We start from the raw sequence: 19,515 nt of genomic DNA, 5'->3' as shown, positions 1-19,515 counted from the left end.
TTAAGAAGATAACGCATATATATCTCCCTAATGTGCCTAATTGATCTCAACAAATTTTCAATTTCGCTTAATCTATAAATTAAAATCTACTATTTAAGATTCTCTATATCCCCCATATATTCAACTGGTTCCATTTTTACTTTTACTCTTACAATAGTCTTATGACCATCTAATTCTAAATTCTTTTTATCTTTTTTTAATTCTTTTTCATCTTCATAGAGTCCTAACAATGTAGATTCTACTTCATGTCCATTAACAACACTTGCCTTTAGTACTGCAAGCACCTCTTTTTCTTCATTTACTGTACCAAATTTTACTGTATTATCTCTACCCATTTTAATTATCTCCCTTGCTTTTTATTTTTATAAACTAATTATAATACTCTTCGCACACGTGTGCAATAAAAGATATTAATTTAACAAATAAATTAATTTAATACTCTATAATATAGTATTTTTAGTAGAATTATTTAATCAATTTTTACATTAATTATAAATTTTTTCTATTTTTTTCTTGCATTATTTTTTAATTTATAGTATATTAACAACAAGATGTTTAGAATTATAAAATTATAAGGAGGTTTAACTATGAATACAAATAGAATATTTATTACTTTTATAAAATCAAATATATTTTATTATTCATCTGTGAAACCTCATAAGAGATATGCTATTTGATATACATACTTTACGTTTAGCATTTAACTTTTATAATGTTTTGTTTGACACAGCTCTGAATAAGCTGTGTTTTTTTGCGTTTAATTAATTCAAACTCGTCCATATCAATATAGATATATCAATAATTTTAAACATTCAATTCCATTAAAGGTACAATTTCAGTTAAGTAATAATTAGTGACTGCAGTCCAAAAATAATATTTTGTTTACTAACTAAACTGTATTCGACAAAACTAATACATAAATATATAAAGGAGGAATTTTTATGACTTTATTCAAAAATTACATTGTAAAACAGTGGAAATTATTTATTATTCCCTTTTTTGCAATGATTATATGTATCTGTGCAGATAGTTCTTATCCTTATTTTCAAAAGATATTTATAGATAATATAATTTTAGGAAATAATCATGATTATTTAACTATTTTTTTAGGAATAATTTCAATGATAGCATTACTTCATGGTTTATTTGCTTATATTAATGAATTTTTATTTGATAAATTTGCATTGATCATCTGCAAAAAATTGAGACAAGATTTATATACCAAATTTCAATCCTTTGAATTCTCATTCTTCGATAATAACAATACTGGAGAATTACTTTCAAGAATTATTGAGGATGTTGATGTTGTTTGGGATACACTAGCCTTTGGATTAAGATTATTAATCGAAGCAATAATACTCTTTTCAGTATCAGTAGCTATTATGTTTAGCATTAACAAAACTTTAACAATAATTTGTTTGATAGTATTGTTGCCAGTTGCTTATATTGGAATGATTATGGACAAGAAGTTTTGGAATGTATATTCACAAATAAGTGATCAAACCGCTGAAATTAATTCTATAGTTCAACAGGATGTTTCTGGAATTAGACTTGTAAAAGCTTTTGCTCGTGAGAAATATGAAATATCTAAATTTTTAAAAGTAAACCAAAAATTCTATGATTTAAATGTTGACCAAGCAAAGATTGTTGGTACCTATGGTCCTTTGATTGAGCTACTAACAAATTCTGCTCCAATTTTGATGATTATATACGGAGGTTATCTATGTATTCAAGGGAATTTAAGTTTTGGAAGTCTAGTTGCTTTTACTAGCTATATTTTTAATCTATCGTGGTGTGTAAGAAATTTAGGTGCATTTATTAACTTACTTTCTCAAAATAAAGCTTCTATGAGCAAGATTGCAGATATATTAAATAGAAAATCTGCTATTGTTTCAAAAAATGATAGTTATAACCCTACTGACGTTAAAGGAGATATTGTCTTTAAAAATGTAAGCTTTTCTTATAATAATATTGAAATTCTCCATAATATAAATTTAAATATACCTCATGGTAGTACTGTTGCAATAATGGGAACTACTGGCTGTGGTAAAAGTACTCTCCTTTCTTTAATTGGAAGATATTACGATGTAACTGCTGGAGAAATTTTAGTAGATAACGTTAATGTTAAGGACTGGAATTTAGAAACTTTAAGAGCTAATATGTCAGTAGTATTCCAAGACACTTTCCTATTCTCAGATACCATAAAAAACAATATTGATTTTGGTAGTGGTAAATCAGAAAGTGCATTAATCAAAGCAGTTAAAGATAGTACTGCTCACTCATTTATCAAGGAAATGCCTGAAGGCTTTGACACAATAATCGGAGAAAGAGGTCTTGGTCTCTCTGGAGGACAAAAACAAAGACTAGCTATATCAAGAGCTATCATAAGAAAATCACCTATTTTGATTCTTGATGATTCAACTTCAGCTCTAGATATGGAAACAGAATTTAAGGTTCTTCAAAACTTAAAGAATGATAAGAAAAAAACAACAACCTTTATAATTGCACATAGAATATCTGGTGTAAAAGATGCTGATATTATACTCTTCATGAAAGATGGTAAAATTATCGAAAAAGGCACTCATTCTAGCTTAGTTAATTCAAAAGGCTATTACTTTAATGTTTATTCTCATCAATTCCAAGATTTTGAAGCCCTGACATTGGAGGCGAATTAATATGAATGATATAATTCATGAATCATCAAAAATTCAAATAATAAAAAGATTATTAACTTATGTTAGACCTTATAAAATAAAAGTTGCTTTTGTTGTATTTCTTTTACTTGTTGTTATGTCCTGTAACACTCTAACTCCATATTTAATGAAGTTATCCATAGACACTTTTGTTGCCGAAAAAAATATACAAGCTCTATTATTACTTGGTGGTGGTTTAATTCTTTTAAATATATTTTCCACTATCCTTTCAGGTATAAGAACAATAGCAATGTCTAAAATTACCAATCAAATACTTGTAGATATTAGACATAGTTTGTATACTCATATTCAAACTTTGAGTTTTAATTTTTTTGATAATCGTCCTGTTGGAAAAATCATTTCTAGAGTTGTTGGAGATGTTAATGCTCTTCAAAATTTGTTAAATAATAGTATTGTAAATTTAATTCCAAATGTATTCACTATTATTTTAGTAATTTGCGTAATGCTTTTTCTAAATCCAATGCTTGCAGGAATTTGCCTAATTACTATGCCATTATTACTTTTTGTTATGCTTTTTATTCAAATTAAAGCAGACAAAAAATGGAGACTATTTAGAGAGCATCGTTCTTCATTGATTGGATATACTCATGAATCGCTTTCTGGTATGAAGGTAATCCAAGGCTTTAGTAAAAAATATTATGCTAAGGATAAGTTTGATAGCCATATTGGAAAACATTCAAAAGGCTTTATGACAGCCGTTTTCACTCAAGATTTCTTTTGGCCATTTTTAACTGCATTTCGTGGCTTAAGTATGGTTATATTATTAGTTTCTGGTTATTTACTTAATAAACAAGGAAATTTAAGTTTAGGTACATTAATGGCATTTTTTATGTATATTGAAATGCTTTGGAGACCTATAATAAATTTATCATCATTTTATAATGCATTTGTTACAAGTATGTCTGCTGGTGAAAGAATTTTTGATATTTTAGACACCACTAGTGACATTGTTGATAAAGATTCTGTTAAGTGCCTTCCACCAATAAATGGAGAAATTGAATTTGATCAAGTTACTTTTTCATATACAAATGCTGAAATAGCTGCTCTAAAAAATACTACTTTTAAAATAAATCCAGGTGAAAAAATTGCATTAGTTGGTGAAACTGGTGCTGGCAAAACAACAATAACCAATCTAATAAGCAGATTTTATGATCCTACTTTAGGTTCTGTTAAAATAGATGGCATTGATATTAAAGAGGTTACAATTGAAAGCTTAAGAAGCCAAATGGGAATTATGCTTCAAGATTCATTTTTATTTTCAACTACTATTAAAGAAAATATTAGGTATGGTAAATTAACTGCCACTGATGAAGAAATAGTAAAGGCTGCAAAAGCTGTTAACGCTCATGAGTTCATAATAAAGCTTGAAAATGGTTATGATACTGATGTAAATGAGCGAGGTTCAAGACTTTCGCTTGGTCAAAGACAATTAATAGCCTTTGCAAGAGCTCTTATTTCTGATCCAAGAATATTGATATTAGATGAAGCTACAGCAAATATTGATACTCAAACTGAAATATTAGTTCAAGAAGGAATAAAAAAACTTATGGAAGGACGAACTTCTATAGTAATTGCTCATAGACTTTCCACCATAAGAGATTGTGATAAAATCTTTGTGCTTTCCCATGGAAAAATAGTTGAAGCTGGTACTCATGAGGAGCTACTTGCTAATCATGGTTATTATTACAAGTTATATACTGCTCAATACAGCTTTCTTAAGCAAGATGCATAAAAAATAGAAAATCACATGCTCTAAGAAATTACTACTTTTTTCTTGAGTATGTGATTTTTTACACAGATTTCAAAAGTAAGCATTTTATTTTTTATCCAAATAGTGTAAAGTTTTCTTTTATTTATTCGATGTAAAAATTATGGGGGTTCTATAATGAATAGTATTAGCAAGCTAAACTCAAATATTATTTATAATTACCACAACAATTCATCGAATAACAATAACTCATTAAAGGTAAATCGCAATTCATTAAATACTAATCAAAATAGTTCTGATAATGCAATTGCCTCACTTCAGAAAAATATTGAAGATTTAAAAAAACAAAAGGAAAATTTAAAAAATCAAAAATTAGATCCAAAGCAGCTTCTGGAAAAACAAAAAGAAATTGATGATAAAATTAGTGAAATAAAAGCACAAATTCAGGATGCTATAAAAAATAAAAAAGAAGCCGAAGCTGAAAAAGCAAAAGAAGATGCTGAAAAAAAACGATTAGAAGAAGAACTAAGTTCACAAACGAATACTAAAACAAAAGAGGATATTTTAGCATCTTCAAGTTCAAAAGTATTAATTATGGCTAATGGATCAAATAAAATATGCAGTGATTTAAGTGAACTAAAAACAAGATATAAAAATTCTTCTCCAGAAATCGCCAACAGAATTGACCGGGCTATTTCTAAAGAAATTGGTAAAACTCTAAAAGTTGCAAATAAGGAAAAATCTATTATTGAAAAAGCATATAAAAATTCACAAGATGATACTGATTCTTCTAAAAATAGCATTAATACTGATTCTGAAAATACTGATACCATCAACGAATCAAATACTAAAGATTCAAAAAAATTAAATGCTATTGACGAACACTGTTAAATTTATTTTTTTCTAGAATAATCTTTTAATTTCAAATATAAAAAAATCGCAGGCGACAGTGGAGCCGGAGATTTTTAATATTAAGTTCCGTATTGTGCTTCGCACTCTTTTTATAGGTGCGCATCTGCCTTTTCGAAAGTATGTGAGAAAAATGTGCACATTAGAAAAGGCAGCTATGCTGCATATAAGAACATTTTATTAGAAAAGGCAGCTATGCTGCATATGAGAACATTATATGCAGGCGAGTAATTTGTTTTTTATTCTTTTCTTATACACAACTCAGTTAAATAGCCTTTTTCATATATTATACACAGATTTTACTGCATTATAAATTCCTAAAGAATAAAAAAGTTTCATATGCTGTAATTACCAAAGCATAATTTTAGATTGTAGTTACAGCATATATTTTTATTCTGAATTCTCAATTCTTAATTTTTCTATACCTATTACTGGTATGTAATGACTAACATTATTATCGTCTTGTATCTTTGAAATTCTAATCTTCCCTTTTGCAACAACATAATCATTTTCATGTAAATCATTAACTTTATCATATTCTCCAATTATTCCAACAGCTTTTGAATCTGCTGCACAGCAGTTCATAATTAATCTTTCTATTATACACTGATTCTTATTTAAATAATCTTCTTTACAAACAAAACCTACAACTTCTAATTCTTTTCCTAAATATTTCTCTGGATTCATCCTTATATCTTCAAGAACCATTGGATTACTATCATTTACAATTATAGGCTTCTCAAAATTTTTCTTAGAATTATCTTCAATATTATCTAAATTTACATTTTTATTTTTCATTTCATATTCAAGTAGGAATTGTTTATCAATATTACTAATCTTGTTTTCTTTAAGTTCATTGTTTAACTCAAAGTGCTTAAATGTTTGATGGGTTCTTATTGAAATCACTCCCAATATTATAGCTAAAATTATAGGCAGTAATTTAATTTTAATATTAATAGCACTCTTTGGAGTTAATACATTTTTTACTTGAAAAATTGTAATAATGCTTATACTTGTTATAGCAAAATAAATATATTTTGTCATATTATTTCCAATGTAGAAATTAATTTTATTAGTAATCACTAAATCTATTAAAAATAAGTCTAGTAAAAATAAAACTATAAACCATAAAAATTCATCAAAATTAAATCTTTTCACTTATATATCTCCCTTCATGGATTAATTATAATTGTTCTTACAATCCACATAACATGTATAAGAAAGATATACAAAATACTATACTAACTGTAGTTAAGGTTAATTTAAATACAAAACCTTTTTTAAAAGCACCTATTAGCATAATAAGATTTTTTAAATCAAGCATAGGCCCTAAAATCAAAAAGGCAGCCACTCCACAAAATGAGTAATTACTTAAAAAGCTTCTTCCAACGAAAGCATCAACCTCAGAACATAAAGATAAAAAAAAGCCAAGTAACATCATTATAATTATTCCAAATACTTTATTATTAGATAAAAAGTCCATATTCCCATGTGGTACTATAATTTGAAATAAACTTGAGATAAATGCTCCAAAAATTAAATATCCCATAATATCTAAAAACTCCCTATTAGTATGCTCAATAACAGCTCTGAATTTATTTTGGCTTTCAACAAATGAATTACAGCCACAATTACAATATGCCTCACTTTCAAAAAAATCCATGATTACTGGATGTCCACTATTTTCTAATGCATTTACAATTATTCCAATTAAAATAGCACCAACAATTCCTCCAATAACTCTAATAAATACCATAATTATTTTATCGTAAAATGCATAATAAGTTGACATTATTACCACTGGATTAATTATAGGTACCGCAAGCATAAACGTCACTCCAAATCCAACTGGCATCCCTTTTTTAATCAATCTTCTTGTAATAGGAACTATGGCACACTCACATATTGGAAAAATCAATCCAATTAATGCTGCAACCAAGTATCCAACAGTATTAGAATTAGGCACTAATTTTGCTATAAATTTTTCAGATATACATGTTTGAATTATTGCTGATACTAATGCTCCTATAATAATAAAAGGAATTGCTTCAATTAAAATGCTTGTGAATATACTTGAAAAGTCTCCTATTTCTTTTAGAAAGGTACCTTTGTCATTAGTATAAAACCAAAATAGCAATACAATCGCACAAATAAAAAGAAATATTAAAATCTTACTATTACAATTCTTCATATACTAATATTAATTCCTCCAAATTTTCTTTAATATGTTTTAAAGTGATTTACTACTTTGATTCTTAATTTCTTTAAATATCCATTATCCAAAACTTTAGCTTCCTTTAATGTAGATTTAATAGAATACTTATTATTCACTTTTAATATATATGCTCTAGGATTTATATTTCTAATTTTATTAATATTTTGATCTAGTAATTCTTTTCTACAGTAATCTGTATTATTAACAACTATCATATTTGCATTTTGTATAAAAGGAACTATAAAACTTCCCAAATTATCAATAAATTGTTTCAGAGTAATACCATCAGCTACAAAAAATACAGTAGTAATTTTGCAACATTCTTTATAGACTTTTTCATTTAAAACATCAAGAATAGTATTAAAATTTATTGTTCCATTATATTCAACAATTATTCTATTTGGATTATATTGTCTTATTAAAGATATGAGTTTTTCTTTTAGTTCATCTATATCGTACAACTTATGAACTATAAATGAATTATTATTGTTAGCCAGCTTAATTTCCTTTTTCCCATGTTCTAATTGTAAAACTAAAATTCTTTCGCCCTCTACTATACTTTCGCTTAAAATAGAATTTATAAATGAAGTTTTCCCAGCCCCTAAAAACCCAGTAACTAGTTCAATATGTATTTTCACTTTCCCACCATCCCTTTTTGTTACGATTTAATAATAAGCGGTCTACTATTCATTACTTACTAAATAATTGCTCTAATTCTGTTCTATTTAAATGACTTCCAATAATCGATAAAACCTTCACATTAGACCATTTAATATTCCTGCTTTTGAATTCATTAGGAACATAATCAAATTGATGAAATATACCCTTGCAATCTTCTACTACTCCTTTTGCCCTTATTATATTCCCATAAATATCATTATTAGAAATCACTTCAAACTTTTTTTCAATTTCTTCTATGTTAACATTCTTATTAATATAGATTGGAAAATTCTCAAATATTTCTTTTGCTGAATGATTTATTTGACGTATAAGAAATTTAGTACTATTATTGCTCTTTATTTCGCTTTGTAAAGTATTGTTCTTTAAAAAATCTTTAGCCTTCAAATTATCCCAACTATCATATATAATTTCAGCTCCAGAATTAATAGTTTTTAATGAACTGATTATTTCATCAATTGCTTTTCTATCCAGCATTTGGCTCCTACTTAGAACAATTTTATTTGCTTTTTTTATTTGATTTTCATAAAATTCTTTAAAGTTCTTCAAATACATTTTATAATTTCTAACATCTATTAAGGTAAATATATTTCTTATTTCGAGTATGCTTTGAAACCTAGAACCATTTAGCAAATTTAGTATTTCACTTAACTTTGCTACTCCTGAAGGCTCTATAATTACTTTATCTGGATTATACCCATTTATGACTTCAATAATTGCATCCCCAAAGTTTCCAGATACTTGACAGCAAATACAGCCTGAATTGATTTCTTTTACATCAATTTTACATTCTCTAAGTATCTGTCCATCTATTCCAACTTCTCCAAATTCATTTTCAATAATTACTGTATTATTCCCATAAGCCTTTTCGCTTAGCAATTTCTTTATTAACAATGTTTTTCCAGCACCTAAAAATCCAGAAAATATATCTATCTTAGCTTTCATTACTCTTTTCCCTTTCTTTAATTATGTTCATATCTTTATTTATACTATTAGTTTTTGATATATATGATTGAACTTCCATACAATTTTTTCAAGTCACGATAACCAATAAACTGGTGGAATTCTAAATACAAAAAAACATCCATAATTAATAAATAATTATTAATTATGGATGTTATATTTATTAAACTATTAATTTGGATAATAGAAGAAGTGTGTTGCTCTGTCAGTATTTGCTCCATCTATAAATATCAATCTCTTATGAAGGGTACCTCCATAAGTTATTCCTTGATTATCTACTATGTATGCATAACCATTTTCATCCCACCCCATGAATATAAATACATGAGAATATCCATTTGTAAATACAAGATCTCCTGGTTTTAATTGTTGTAAATCATAGCTATATACAAAGCCCATTCCTTTTAGTATATTTTCAAATTGAACTGTATTACATGTTCCTCTCGGAATATTAACTCCAATTCTTCTTAAAGCTTCTGATGAAAAATATACGCAATTGTTTTTAAGATCACCACCATGTAAAGCTATCGCAGTGCTATCAACACTTGCTTGGTTAGCTGGCGAAGTCATATATTTAAACAATTGATAATTTGTGTTTGAATGAGAATAATTATAAAGAGTATTTACACTTTGACCATTAGGCTGAATATAATTATAAGTATCAAGCCATACATTTGTCATTAAGGAACCATCGCCAGAAAAAGTATATTTTTTTCCACTAATAGTAGTTTGTCCAATAGCCATTACTCCTGTTTTAGGATCAAGATAATACTTCTTATTATTGTATATTACCCATCCGTATTGCATTGCACCAATGTTACCAAAATAATACCACTTACTATCAACTTTTTGCCATCCTGTAACCATTATTCCATTATCATCAAGATAGTATTTAACATTTTTTATTGTTTGAAATCCTTTTTGCATTATTCCTTTATCATCAAAATAATACCATTTTCCATCAATAGATTTCCAATCATTTTTTACTAGCCCATTCATTTTATCAAAATAGTATTTATTATTATCTTTATCAGTTTCCCAACCTTCTCTTACATTTCCATCATCAGTAAATTGATATTCCTTACCATCAATTGTCTGAGTTCCTTTTATTCTTTGTCCTTTTCTATCTAAGTAACACCACTTTCCTTTAAGAAAATGCCATCCTTCATCAAGACTAAATCTATTACCTTCTACATCACTATATGTATATTTCCCATTAATAATTTTTTGTTCTATGTTATCAGGTAATTTAGTTAACTTATTGTCTCCTAAATCCAAATAAGTCAATTTAGGCAAATCTCCCAAATATTCTGGAACTTGTCCAGTTAATCGGCAATAATTTAAATTCAAATACTCTAAATTTTTTAATAATTTCATTTCATCGGGTATTTCAGTTTCAATCTTCACAGATTTTAAGTCGAGCTTCTTTATGCTTAAAAAATCTTGATTTGTAAGATCATCAACCTTTTTATTTAATTGCTTAGCCACCTCTTGAGTAAGCCAGTTATCATGAACATTAATACTAATTTGCTCTGATATTTCCCCATTAATTCTTGTATCTTTTGCATAAGTTACAGCTGGCGAGCTGCAAATACATAAAAATACTGTTAATATTACTAATTTTTTCACCTTATTATGTCGCATTTAATCGTCTCCCTTAATTTTTTCCCTCATATATTATAGCACTATATTTATAAAATCTCAAATTATGCTAAAAAACATTAATTTCGAAATTTAATACTAAAAGGACTCTATTCCTAGAGTCCTCTTTATCATTTTATTTAACTGATTTAGTATATATCATTAGATGATCGATTTTTAGATTTTTCATCTATAAATATATCAAGAGCTTTTATACCTCTTCTAGCTAGTTTGATAAATAAAACTAGCGAATAAATAGATACACCAAATATTACTAAATAAATCAATACAAGTATAATTCCAAATCCTGCTCCTACCCCAGACATCATAAACTCTCTCCTCCTTAATTGCAATTTTATACTTTCCTTATAATTATATCACATTATGTAAATTATATGAATTATTTTTTTAATTCTGTCTAATTACTATTTTGTTAAGTATAAATGCAGAAGTTTGATTGTGTTCTCTAATGCTTTATAATGTGTTCTCTCCATACCATGTGAAGCATGAACTCCTGGGCCAATAAGTGCCCCTTTTATATCATTTCCTGCTCTTAATGCAGCACTTACATCAGACCCATACATTGGATAAATATCGACAGCATAATCTATATTGTTTTCTTTTGCTAAATTTATTAATTCTGTAGTCATTTCATAATCATAAGGTCCACTTGAATCCTTTGGACAAATACTAACTTGATATTCTGTACAAGATAAATCATCACCTATGCACCCCATATCGACTGCTATTAATTCAGTAATATCATTTGGTACATATGCAGATCCATGTCCAACTTCTTCATATATTGAAATTATTATTTTTGTAGTGAACCTAGGTTTAATTTTTTCTCTATTCATTAATTCTAACAAAGCTATTATAGCTGCTACACTGCCTTTATCATCAATAAATCTAGATTTTACAAACCCACTTTCAGTGATTGTTGTCTTTGGTTCGATAAATATAAAATCTCCTGGAGCAATTCCTAACGCTAAGACATCCTCTTTATTTTTTACCACTTCATCAATTCTAATTTCCATGTTTTTTTCATCTCTTACTTTAGTTTTACTATCTTCAAATACATGAGCTGCTGGACTAGTGCTTAAAAATGTTCCTGTATAAAGTTTTCCATCTCTTGTTCTTATTTTACAATACTCACTATCTAAAGTTGGTACTATCGGCCCACCTAATATTGTAAACTTTATAGTTCCATTAGCCGTTATAGATCTAACCATAGCCCCTAATGTATCTACATGCGCACAAAGTCCAACTGTCTTGTCATTACTATTTCCTTCAATAGTAATAATCCCGCACCCTTTGTTAGTTCTCTCGAATTTATATCCATAACCTTTTATCATTTCTTCTATTTTATTTATTATTTCAAAGCAAAACCCTGTAGGACTATCAAATTCTAATATTTCTTTTGCCGTATTTAAGACAAATTCTTTATTTACACTTATATTATTACTCATTTTTACCTCCAAAAGTCTATTATGATTTTTTATATTTTTATTATGCAAAAGTACCCTAGATAGTGATAAACTTCTTACATTCTATCCTCTAGGGCATTTTTAATATTGTTTTTGATTAATTTAATATCAATTTTAACTTTTCAATTAAAGTGTTCATCTCAAAATCAGTTCCTATGGTTATTCTTAAAAAATTATCTATTCTATCTTTATTAAAATATCTAACTAATATTCCATTGTCTTTTAATGTCTCATAAAGATATTTCCCTGACACTTTATTATGCTGCACAAAAACAAAATTTGCTTTAGACTCTAAAATAAGGAAACCTAAAGCCTCTAAATCATTAACGGTTCTTTCTCTTGTATTTATTATTTTATTTGTTATTTCTTTAAAATATTCCTGTTCCTTTATAGCTACTTTTGCACCTGCTAGAGCAACTCTATCTATAGTGTATGAATTTATACTATTTTTTATCCTATTTAAACCTTCTATTAAATCTCTATGTCCTAAAGCAAAACCTACTCTAAGTCCTGCTAATGAACGTGATTTCGATAAGGTTTGAATAACTAAAAGATTATCATATTCTTTAATGAATTTCACCATAGACTCGCCACCAAAATCTATATAAGCTTCATCAATAATAACTACACTGTCCTTATTTGTTTCAATTAAGACTCTCAACCGTTCAATATCAATGTATTTACCTGTTGGTGCATTTGGATTAGGGATTATTATTCCTCCATTCGAAAATTTCAATTCTTCCAATGGTATATTATAATTATCATCTAATTTTACCAACTTATAATCTAAATTAAAAAGTTCAGCATATACTTTATAAAATGTATAACTTATATCAGGAAATAAAATTTGTTTTTCCTTTGAAAAAAAAGTCATAAATGAAAATGCTAAAATCTCATCCGAACCATTACCAATAAAAACTTCATCTTTATTTAAACTATAATATTTTGCAATTTCCTCTATGAGTTCACTGCAAGTTGGATCTGGATAAAGCTTCAAATCATCATTTACAGCATTTTTCATAGCCTCAATTACATTATCTGCTGGTGGATATGGATTTTCATTAGTATTCAATTTTATGTACTTTTTGTCCTTAGGCTGCTCCCCAGGCACATAAGGCTCTATTTCTTTTACCTTGTCATTCCAAAATTTACTCATTTAATTGCCCCCTAGTATGTTTTGCTATTTAAATACATTATACCTTAACATATCTTTGTGTGCAAAACTCATTAGGCAAAAATACTAACAATCAATACAGCCATTGCAACAATAGGCAAGCCACCTTGAGTAAATATTATTTTTTTATTTGCAGTAATAGATCCAAATACTGCGGCTACTATAACACAACTTAAAAAGAAAATCTTTAAGTACAAGCCCATAGCTTCAGAGGCTAATAAACTCCATAAAAGTCCAGCTGCCAAAAATCCATTATATAATCCCTGATTAGCAAACATTACATTAACTTTCTTTTGTTCAAGAAACTCACTCTCCAAATCAAAAGCTTTTTTAGCCACTGGAGATTTTATAAAAAACATCTCAAGTATCATAATAAAAAAATGTTCCATTGAAACTGCAAAAATTAATGCATCTAAAATTATCTTCATCATTCTATACTCCCTTCTAAGGTTTCAATATGAGCAAATGAGATTATCACTTTTTATCAAATTAAGTGCTAGTTTCATATACAATCTTCTTTATACTTGAAACTGATAAACAATAATCTTCTGCTAAAGATTCTTTGCTCTGTCCACATTGAAATTTGAATTTAATCTCTTTATTTCTTATTTCAAGTTCTTTTCTTGCACCTGATTTTGTTCCCCATTTACTACGAATCCCATCTTCCTTTGGGATATAGACGTATTGCCCCTGACAATACTTCTGGATTGTTTCAATTAATTCTTTTGGTAATATATTTTCTGCGCTTATATATTTCACTTTTATTCCACTCCTTAGAAATTATTTACTCTAAGGGTACAGAATTTATTTAAAATATATTAGGCTATTATTCTTATTGTTCTAACTTCATGCTAAGTCAAATGCCTAAGCCTTAAATAAACTCTGCGCAAAGTGTAAAAGGTGTGTCTTTTTGCAAAACGATTCCCCCTAATCTACATTTATTAATTAGCCATTTCCATAAAAAATAACTACCTAGTATAAAGTATTAATACTAGATAGTTATATTATACCTATACTTACCATTTATATAATAATATAGGTTTTATTATTAGTCAAATATCCATTCAAACATATTTAATTCTTATATAGACGGTTAATTGCACTTATCATTGATTTTATTGATGCTCTTGTAATATTACTATCAACACCTACACCGAAAGTTTTACTACCGATATCGGCTCTTTCCATATATACATATGCAGCTGCTTTTGCTTCAGAACCTGTACTTAATGCATGCTCAGTGTAATCTATAATCTTAATATTAATCAAACTACTTCCTGCTAAGGCTGCTTTAAATGCATCAATAGGACCATTTCCAATACCTTCAAGTTCTTTTTCATTTCCATTGTGAACTATGGATACATTAACTTTGGTATCTTCATCTCCATCGTAATCAGATATATCAGATATTGCACATTTTACTAACTTAAATGGTTCTTCTAAATTTAAATATTCCCTTTCAAATGCGTTCATAACTTCTGCTGGAGAAACTTCACCTTTTCCCTCTGAAATATTTTGAATAACATCTGCAAACTCTTTTTGCATAGTTTTTGGAATCTTAAATCCATAACAATGATCCATAACAAAAGCTATTCCGCCTTTACCTGACTGACTATTAATTCTTACTAATGCTTCATACTCTCTTCCTAAATCACTTGGATCTATTGGTAAATATGGTACCTGCCATATGTTATCATGTCTTTCCTGATACTTCTTCATTCCTTTATTTATTGCATCTTGATGTGATCCAGAGAATGCAGTAAATACAAGATTTCCAGCATACGGATGTCTTACATGAACTGGAATCTTAACACATCTTTCATATACTTCTATTATTTCATCTACATTTTCTAGGTTTAATTCAGGATTTACTCCATGAGAAAACATATTATAAGCTATAGTAAGAATATCTACATTTCCTGTTCTCTCCCCATTTCCAAATAAAGTTCCTTCAACTCTATCAGCACCTGCAAGAAGTGCAAGTTCTGCATCAGCTACACCGGTACCTCTATCATTATGAGGATGAACACTTACCATTACTCTATCCCTATCTTTAAAGTTTTTGCACATCCATTCAATTTGATCAGCATAAACATTAGGAGTATCCATTTGAACTGTAGAAGGAAGATTAATTATAACCTTATTTTCACTAGTTGCTCCCCATGTATCTAGAACTGAATCACAAATTTCAACAGCATACTCTACTTCAGTTCCTGTAAAACTTTCTGGAGAATATTCAAGCAAAATTTCTCCATCAAACTCTTTAGCATACTCTTTTACTAATTTAGTTCCTTCAATTGCAATTTCTTTAATTTTATCTTTACCCATATTAAATACAACATCTCTTTGAAGAACAGAAGTTGAATTATAAATATGAACAATCGCTTTTTTAACATCTTTTAATGCTTCAAAAGTCCTTTCGATTAAGTGTGGTCTTGCTTGCGTTAAAACCTGTACTATAACATCATCTGGAATATGCTTTTCCTCAACTAGTCTTCTTAAAAAATCATATTCAATTTGTGATGCTGAAGGAAATCCCACTTCAATTTCTTTAAAGCCAAGTTTCACAAGCAATTTAAAAAATTCTATTTTTTCATCTACTGTCATTGGATTTATAAGAGCTTGGTTACCATCTCTTAAATCAACGCTACACCAAGTTGGTGCTTTTGTTATTTCATTATCTGGCCAAGTTCTTTCCTTGAATTTAATGGTTTCAAATCTCTTATATTTCTTATAATTTAACATCTAATTAGCCCCCCAAATATATATTTATTATAAAATTCATTTCCACATGCCATTTTGACTCCCAGATATAGTCCCTCAACTACGCCTCGAATTTTCATAATAAATATTATTGTTTTATCTACTTTCTTATTAACCCCACTTAAATCACCTCTTTAGAATTTTGAATATTATATGTATTTTACCATACCACTTATTATATGTAAATAAATTAACTTTTTTTCAACGAAAATATTAATATTTATACATATATTATATAAATTTATCAAATTATAACCATTTACAAGGAACCTGAATATACTATATTATAATAATTTTTAGGGAGCTTAATATGATATTTTTATCACCACTTTTACTTGCTATCACTTCTACTATTTTTACCTTACAAGTATCATCAAATTTTAAGAACAAAAAGATTCAACTTCCTAAATTTATCATATTATTAATAGCTATTATAGTAACTATTGGCACTTTTATTTCTATGCTATTAGGTAAATTTATTTTAACATTTTTTGATCCTTCTCTAGGTAATATATTTGGCGCAGTAGTTTTAAGTCTCAGTGGAGTATACTTCATTTCTGATAATTTTCGAATTCAAAAAAAACATGCTGGTTATGATACTTCCTTCTATTTTGAAAACGGATTACAATATAAAAGTATTCTCGAAAATCCAAGTATAGTTGATTTAGATAAATCTAATTCTATTGAATTAAAGGAAGGTTTAACACTTTCAACTGCACTAATTTTAAATACACTTTATACTACCTTTGGTGCTGGGCTTACTGGTATTAATATTAGCATTAGTATCTTCTTTTATTTTATCTTTTCTGTTATTTTTCTTTACTTAGGTTCTTTATATTTCAATACTGATGTTTATAATTGGTTAAAGAAAAATGGAAGTATAATTTCTGGGCTTATTATAATCATCTTAGGTATATATGAAGCTTTTATTTAGTTTCCTTATAAAAAAGAAAACATTACACGAAAAATGTATTGTTTTCTTTCTTATTATTCAATTGATACATATATTGTACAACGAATTTATTCAGATTTTAAAGATTTCCAAAGGAAATCAACCTTAATTTATCATTTAAAATTATTCATATCTTAGAGCTTCTATTGGATCAAGCTCTGCGGCTTTCTTAGCTGGATAATATCCAAAGAATACTCCAATAAACATTGAAAATGTGAAACTTGCTATAACTACAAAAGGAGATACTGTTGTAGAATATCCCATAGCCTTTGATCCCATGGCTCCTGCCCCTAATCCTAGAATTATTCCTATTATACCACCAATTGCACAGATTATCATAGATTCAACAATAAATTGCATCTTTATTTGGCCACTTTTGGCTCCAAGGGCTTTTCTCGTTCCTATTTCTCTTGTTCTCTCTGTAACTGATACTAGCATTATATTCATTACTCCAATACCGCCAACAAATAAAGATATTGCAGCAATTGCTGATATAGCCATTGAGATAGAACTCATCATTGAAGTCATTGACTCAAGCATGCTTTCCATATTGCTTGCAGATGCCTGAAACTTAGAATTTCTAGCATAAAGATTTGCCAAATAATTAGATAAATTATTTGTTAGATCTTGAACATTAACTCCATCTTTTGCCTTTATCTGAAACGTTTGATAATTCTTATTAGTTGCAGTCTTCTTTTCAACAGATATTGGGATATACAAATCTGTAGTTAAATTAGCATCTGAGTCAGTTCTACTATTTCCTTGCGATTTGTATTGATATACTCCAATTACTGTATAAGTGTATATAGCGTTTGAAGTATATACTTGTATGTCTTGTCCTACTGGATTAACTCCACTTCCAAACACATTAGTAACTAATTTATCAGAAACTACTGCCACATTCCTTGCGCCATCAATATCATCTTGAGAAAAATAACTTCCATATTGCATTTGTATATTCTTAACATTTTGAAATCCAATATTAGTTCCATTTATCTGCACATTTGCATATGCAGTACCAGATTTAACTTTTCCAGAACTTCCGTTTTCATTTATGCTTATACTATCTATTTCGTCACTAAAATTACTTTGCAAAGTTTGTATTTGTTCCATTGTTATAAGATCTGTATCTTTTGTTGAAGATACTTTTGAACTACCAGGCCTTCCTGCTGTTGCACCTCCTGGTCTACCTCCACCTGGTGCTCCACCTGGTGCTCCACCTCCTAGTGCCCTTCCTGCACCTCCAAGAGGATTTGCTCCACCTGTTCCACCAGATCTATTTGTTCCATTATTTCCAGAAGCATTTCGATTATTTCCACTTCCTGATTGACTATTATTTCCTTGTGAACTATACGAATTCGTGCTGCTAGAAGTATCTTTTTGCTGTACATTTACAGTTATATTACTAGCTCCCATTTGACCCATTGAATTTGTTACAGATGACGACATTGCATTTCCTACAGATACAACTCCTATTACAGATGCTATACCTATTATTATTCCTAACATAGTGAGCAATGCTCGCATTTTATTTGACTTAAGGCCTGCTATTGCAAGCATTATATTTTCTTTTATAAACATATTTTTTCCTCTTTATGAGTTCTTTTATAATAACCCATATTTTCTTTATCAGATATAATATTTCCATCTTTTAAGGTTATAATTCTTTGGGTCTCATCTGCTAACTCATTATTATGAGTAATTAATACAATGGTTTTACCTTCTTCTTCATGAACTTTATGAAATAAGTCCATTACTAATCTACCAGTTGACGAATCAAGTGCACCTGTTGGTTCATCTGCAAGTATAATACTTGGATTATTAGCAAGAGCTCTAGCTATAGCAACTCTTTGCTTTTGACCTCCTGATAATTCATTAGGTTGATGATTCATTCTATCCGCCATTCCTACAAGTTCTAAAAGCTCTTTTGCACGTTCTTTTCTTTCTTTTCTTCCCATTCCATAATAAAGCATTGGTAACTCAACATTCTTCAAAGCCGAACTTCTTGGTATCAAATTATAAGTTTGAAACACAAATCCTATTTGTTTATTTCTTACTTCTGATAAACCATTATCAGATATTTCTTCAATATTAGTTCCATCTAAAATGTAATTTCCAGAAGTAGCTCTATCAAGTGCTCCTATAATATTCATTAAAGTACTTTTTCCTGATCCTGATGATCCTACTATGGATACAAATTCCCCTTCTTTTACACTAATATCTATTCCCTTTAAAATGTGTAATTCATTTGGAGTTCCTATGTAAAAGCTTTTTCTAATATCCTTCATTTCTATTATATTATCACTCAAAA

18 protein-coding genes are annotated in these 19,515 nt (G+C 28.4%); 4 read left to right on the top strand and 14 right to left on the bottom strand.

Annotation, left to right across the window (positions count from 1 at the left end):
• Positions 1-89: 89 nt before the first annotated feature.
• Positions 90-335: a hypothetical protein gene (locus tag L3B98_RS16225; RefSeq protein WP_238917507.1), complete on the bottom strand. Its 246-nt coding sequence runs from the start codon at positions 333-335 to the stop codon at positions 90-92.
• Between the two features lie 606 nt (positions 336-941).
• Between L3B98_RS16225 and L3B98_RS16220 the strand changes: the two genes are divergently transcribed.
• From L3B98_RS16220 to L3B98_RS16210, 3 genes are all read left to right on the top strand, one after another.
• Entirely contained in the window at positions 942-2,675 is a 1,734-nt protein-coding gene (locus L3B98_RS16220) for an ABC transporter ATP-binding protein (protein ID WP_077363751.1), read from the top strand.
• 1 nt (position 2,676) lies between these two features.
• A complete protein-coding gene (locus L3B98_RS16215) occupies positions 2,677-4,446 on the top strand; it encodes an ABC transporter ATP-binding protein (protein WP_238917506.1) in 1,770 nt (589 codons plus the stop codon).
• 153 nt (positions 4,447-4,599) lie between these two features.
• The gene (locus tag L3B98_RS16210) at positions 4,600-5,313 is read left to right on the top strand and encodes a FlxA-like family protein (RefSeq protein ID WP_238917505.1); all 714 of its coding nucleotides are present in this window, start codon (positions 4,600-4,602) and stop codon (positions 5,311-5,313) included.
• A gap of 408 nt (positions 5,314-5,721) precedes the next feature.
• On the opposite strand, the gene L3B98_RS16205 is transcribed toward L3B98_RS16210, so the two are convergent.
• The 11 genes from L3B98_RS16205 to leuA all read right to left on the bottom strand — a co-directional run bounded on the left by L3B98_RS16205 (position 5,722) and on the right by leuA (position 16,234).
• Positions 5,722-6,489 (bottom strand): TIGR03943 family protein, encoded by a 768-nt coding sequence (locus tag L3B98_RS16205; RefSeq protein ID WP_238917504.1) that lies wholly within the window; start codon positions 6,487-6,489, stop codon positions 5,722-5,724.
• A gap of 37 nt (positions 6,490-6,526) precedes the next feature.
• Complete coding sequence (locus L3B98_RS16200; RefSeq protein WP_238917503.1) at positions 6,527-7,522, bottom strand: permease; 996 nt, start codon at positions 7,520-7,522, stop codon at positions 6,527-6,529.
• A 29-nt stretch (positions 7,523-7,551) separates the two neighbouring features.
• On the bottom strand, positions 7,552-8,184 hold the full coding sequence (locus L3B98_RS16195) for a GTP-binding protein (protein WP_238917502.1): 633 nt from the start codon (positions 8,182-8,184) through the stop codon (positions 7,552-7,554).
• Positions 8,185-8,236: 52 nt separating this feature from the next.
• Positions 8,237-9,169: a GTP-binding protein gene (locus L3B98_RS16190; RefSeq protein WP_077363759.1), complete on the bottom strand. Its 933-nt coding sequence runs from the start codon at positions 9,167-9,169 to the stop codon at positions 8,237-8,239.
• Between the two features lie 189 nt (positions 9,170-9,358).
• Positions 9,359-10,831 (bottom strand): leucine-rich repeat domain-containing protein, encoded by a 1,473-nt coding sequence (locus L3B98_RS16185; RefSeq protein WP_077363761.1) that lies wholly within the window; start codon positions 10,829-10,831, stop codon positions 9,359-9,361.
• 146 nt (positions 10,832-10,977) lie between these two features.
• Positions 10,978-11,157, bottom strand: a complete 180-nt coding sequence (locus tag L3B98_RS16180) for a hypothetical protein (RefSeq protein ID WP_015393448.1) — start codon at positions 11,155-11,157, stop codon at positions 10,978-10,980.
• A 96-nt stretch (positions 11,158-11,253) separates the two neighbouring features.
• A complete protein-coding gene (locus tag L3B98_RS16175) occupies positions 11,254-12,297 on the bottom strand; it encodes a M42 family metallopeptidase (protein WP_238917501.1) in 1,044 nt (347 codons plus the stop codon).
• Positions 12,298-12,412: 115 nt separating this feature from the next.
• Complete coding sequence (gene hisC, locus L3B98_RS16170) at positions 12,413-13,471, bottom strand: histidinol-phosphate transaminase (RefSeq protein ID WP_077363765.1); 1,059 nt, start codon at positions 13,469-13,471, stop codon at positions 12,413-12,415.
• A 71-nt stretch (positions 13,472-13,542) separates the two neighbouring features.
• A complete protein-coding gene (locus L3B98_RS16165) occupies positions 13,543-13,920 on the bottom strand; it encodes a DUF1304 domain-containing protein (RefSeq protein ID WP_236907718.1) in 378 nt (125 codons plus the stop codon).
• 58 nt (positions 13,921-13,978) lie between these two features.
• Complete coding sequence (locus tag L3B98_RS16160) at positions 13,979-14,248, bottom strand: CD3324 family protein (RefSeq protein WP_015393454.1); 270 nt, start codon at positions 14,246-14,248, stop codon at positions 13,979-13,981.
• A 315-nt stretch (positions 14,249-14,563) separates the two neighbouring features.
• Entirely contained in the window at positions 14,564-16,234 is a 1,671-nt protein-coding gene (leuA, locus tag L3B98_RS16155) for a 2-isopropylmalate synthase (RefSeq protein WP_077363769.1), read from the bottom strand.
• 328 nt (positions 16,235-16,562) lie between these two features.
• Between leuA and L3B98_RS16150 the strand changes: the two genes are divergently transcribed.
• Positions 16,563-17,186, top strand: a complete 624-nt coding sequence (locus L3B98_RS16150; RefSeq protein WP_077363770.1) for a hypothetical protein — start codon at positions 16,563-16,565, stop codon at positions 17,184-17,186.
• Positions 17,187-17,327: 141 nt separating this feature from the next.
• Here L3B98_RS16150 and L3B98_RS16145 read toward each other — a convergent pair whose 3' ends face one another.
• Positions 17,328-18,785 (bottom strand): ABC transporter permease, encoded by a 1,458-nt coding sequence (locus L3B98_RS16145; RefSeq protein WP_077363772.1) that lies wholly within the window; start codon positions 18,783-18,785, stop codon positions 17,328-17,330.
• Positions 18,776-19,513: an ABC transporter ATP-binding protein gene (locus L3B98_RS16140; protein WP_077363774.1), complete on the bottom strand. Its 738-nt coding sequence runs from the start codon at positions 19,511-19,513 to the stop codon at positions 18,776-18,778. Before L3B98_RS16140 ends, L3B98_RS16145 begins: the two co-directional genes overlap by 10 nt.
• Positions 19,514-19,515 lie beyond the last annotated feature (2 nt).

The sequence above is a fragment of the Clostridium sp. YIM B02555 genome, assembly GCF_022320955.1.
In the GTDB taxonomy this organism is placed as follows: Bacteria; Bacillota; Clostridia; order Clostridiales; family Clostridiaceae; genus Clostridium; species Clostridium saccharoperbutylacetonicum.
This window is presented reverse-complemented; position numbering and strand designations above follow the sequence as displayed.